Source organism: Xenorhabdus sp. PB62.4 (assembly GCF_014467285.1).
Lineage (GTDB): Bacteria > Pseudomonadota > Gammaproteobacteria > Enterobacterales > Enterobacteriaceae > Xenorhabdus.
On the sequence record NZ_NKHR01000039.1, the window covers coordinates 9,809 to 12,906 of the forward strand.

The 3,098-nt window shown below is 59.6% G+C and carries 3 protein-coding genes; 2 read left to right on the top strand and 1 reads right to left on the bottom strand.

Going from position 1 to position 3,098, the window contains the following annotated elements:
- The coding region (locus Xenpb_RS18145) for a toprim domain-containing protein (RefSeq protein WP_187655566.1) at nucleotides 1-2,306 on the top strand (2,306 nt) is incomplete at its 5' end.
- 73 nt (nucleotides 2,307-2,379) lie between these two features.
- On the opposite strand, the gene Xenpb_RS18150 is transcribed toward Xenpb_RS18145, so the two are convergent.
- Nucleotides 2,380-2,526, bottom strand: coding sequence for a hypothetical protein (locus Xenpb_RS18150; RefSeq protein WP_187655567.1), 147 nt, complete (start codon nucleotides 2,524-2,526; stop codon nucleotides 2,380-2,382).
- Between Xenpb_RS18150 and Xenpb_RS18155 the strand changes: the two genes are divergently transcribed.
- The coding region (locus tag Xenpb_RS18155; RefSeq protein ID WP_187655568.1) for a tyrosine-type recombinase/integrase at nucleotides 2,525-3,098 on the top strand (574 nt) is incomplete at its 3' end. The two genes, Xenpb_RS18150 and Xenpb_RS18155, sit on opposite strands and share 2 nt — an antisense overlap.

The window sequence follows — 3,098 nt, forward strand, 5'->3', positions numbered from 1 at the left end:
ATGCGCCGGAAGCCCAGGCTTATCTGGCGAAGCGGCGGCTCAACCATCCTGAACTGGTCGCGCAGTTTAAGCTGGGCTTTGCCAACCGCACGCTGGGCTACCGTCTGCCACCGAAAAAAGTCAAAGCGGGCGAGGAGATCCGCCGCCGCCTGCAAGCCATCGGGGTGCTGCGGGAAAACGGGCGGGAGCATCTGCGGGGTTCGCTGGTTGTGCCCGTTATCGGTGCTGAGGGGCAGGTGCATGAGCTGTACGGGCGCAAAATCGGCGACGACCAGCGCCAGTCTATTATCCGTCACCTGTACCTGCCGGGGGCACATCAGGGGGTCTGGAATGCGGCGGCGCTGGGGGCGTCCAAATCGCTCATCCTGTGCGAATCGCTGATTGATGCGATGTCATTCTGGGTGACAGGGCAGCGCAATGTCACGGCCGCTTACGGGGTGAATGGCGTCACCGCGGATCACTGGCAGGCGTTTGAGCAGTACAACATTAAGCAGGTGCTGATCGCTTTCGATAATGACAGCGCCGGCAATGATGCCGCGGTGAAACTGGCCTCAGAACTGGTTGCCAAAGGCATCACGCCGCTGCGTGTGGTGTTCCCGCCAGATCAGGATGCCAACGGGTATCTGTGCCAGATGGCGGAGCCGGAAACCGCCTTTGCCCTGCTGCTTGAGAGTGCCGTGCCGATGCAGGATGTGGCGGGCATGGTCGCCCTTGCGCGCCAGACGCCTGAGCCAGAACCCGTTTCCCCTTTAGCGGCTGACCCCGCACCCAGCGTGACGCCAAATGTGGTGTGTGAGTCCGGTGATCATGGCGAGCTGCGCGTGTCAGTCGGCACACTGCAATGGTGCCTGCGCGGGCTGGGCGCGGTCAAAGCGGGATCGGTTGCCATGAAGCTCAATGCGCAGGTGCTGGACAGGCAAAGCGGTGTGCTGTTCGCCGACGGGGTTGATCTGATGAGCGGCCGCTCACGCAACAGTTACGCCCGCATGGCCGCCGCTGAGCTGGGCTTGACCGAAGGCGACCTCCGGCGTGCGCTGAGTCAGGTGTTACTGGCGGTCGAACAGTGGCAGCAACAGCCAGCGGACACCGTCCCCAACGTACCGGAAATGGGGATCGCAGAACGGGAAGCGGCACTGGCCTTACTGCAAGATCCCTATCTGACGGCACGAGTGACCGCTGACTTAGCCGCCTGCGGTGTGGTCGGCGAATCCACTAATTTACTGGCCGGTTTTTTGGCGGCGGTGAGCCGAAAGTTACCCAAACCGTTAGCGGTACTCATCCAGAGCAGCAGCGCCGCCGGCAAATCCTCACTGATGGAGGCGGTGCTGAACCTGATCCCCGAAGAGGAGCGCATCCAGTACAGCGCCATGACCGGGCAAAGCCTGTTCTATCTGGGCGAAACCAATCTCCAGCATAAAATCCTCGCTATCGCCGAAGAAGAAGGCGTGCGGCAGGCAGCTTATGCGTTGAAGTTGTTGCAATCGGATGGCGAGCTGACGATGGCCAGCACCGGCAAGGATGAAGCCACGGGCAACCTCGTCACCAAAAGTTATACCGTCAAAGGCCCGGTGATGCTGATGCTGACTACGACCGCCATTGATGTGGATGAAGAACTGCTGAACCGCTGTCTGGTGCTGACGGTCAATGAATCCCGCGAACAAACGGAAGCCATCCATGCGTTGCAGCGCCAGAAGCAGACGCTCGAAGGCCTGCTGGCTGAGAACGAGCGGGACTATCTGATGCAACTTCACCAGAACGCCCAGCGGCTGATTAAGCCCCTGAATGTGGTCAATCCGTATGCGCACCAACTGACCTTTATGTCAGACAAAACCCGCACCCGCCGTGATCACATGAAATATCTGACGCTTATCCAGAGTATCGCCCTGTTGCACCAGTATCAGCGGGAAATCAAGACCGCCGAGCATCGCGGCAAGACACTGGCCTATATCGAAGTGACCCAGGATGATATCCGGCTCGCCAATCAGTTAGCGCATGAGATCTTAGGCCGGACGCTCGACGAAATGCCGCCGCAGACGCGCAAGCTGTTACTGTTGATCCAACAGATGGCGCACGCAATGGCGGCAGAGCAGCAGTGCGCCCTGAATACCGTTCGTTTTACCCGGCGGGATATCCGGGCTTACACGCACTGGAGCGACAGCCAGCTTAAGCTGCATTGCCAGCGCTTAAGTGACATGGAGTATCTGCTGATCCACGGCGGCAGTCGCGGGCATCTGCTGCAATACGAACTGCTCTGGGATGGTGACGGCGACCGTGCCCACTTAAGCGGCCTGATCGTCCCGGTATGATCCTCGCAAGTCTGGGCAGCACGGAGGCAAGTCTGTATCAAGTCTGCCCCAAGTCGGGGCTAAGTCTGGGCAGTCAAAACCGCCCTAAAGCCAGAGCCAGACCGGGCTCAACGCTCACAAGTCTGGTTAAACGAAAAATCACTGTTCCGGCAATGCCATAAAATATCGCCGCCATACCGTACTGCCGGATAACGTCCACGACAAAAAGGAAAATCCGCATGACCCCTTCACACGGCAACCCGCTTATCACGCTGCGGGCGCAACTGGACGCGTACCTTGATACACTGACCGCACAGGGAAAAAGCCCGCGGACACGGGAAAGCTACCGGGAACGGCTGCTGCCCTTCGTTGACTGGTGCGAACAGCGCACCGTCCAGTATCCGGCACAGGTGACGCTGGCGTTGCTGGAAAGCTGGCAGCGCTATCTGCGGGCTTACCGCAAGGCCGATGGACAGCCTTACCGCCATAACGGCCAGCGGGAACGGTTAATCGCCCTGAGGCTGTGGTTCCGTTGGTTGTTACAACGCCATCATATCCTCTACAACCCGGCCGAGCAGTTGGTGTTACCGAAAGAAGAAAAACGGCTGCCTGCCCAGATACTGAGTGAACGGGAAACCGTGCAGGTGCTGGACAGCCTGGACGACCAGAGTATCTTGGGACTTCGCAACCGGGTGATGCTGGAAATCCTCTGGAGCAGTGGCCTCCGGCGCATGGAGCTGCGCCAGCTCCGGCGGGGGGATATCGACGTCGAACGGGGGGCGGTTGTGGTCAATCAGGGCAAAGGCCATAAAG

Excerpts from the sequence above, each read along its gene's own strand:
- Xenpb_RS18150 (WP_187655567.1), bottom strand. The coding sequence starts at position 2,526 with ATGCGGATTTTCCTTTTTGTCGTGGACGTTATCCGGCAGTACGGTATG.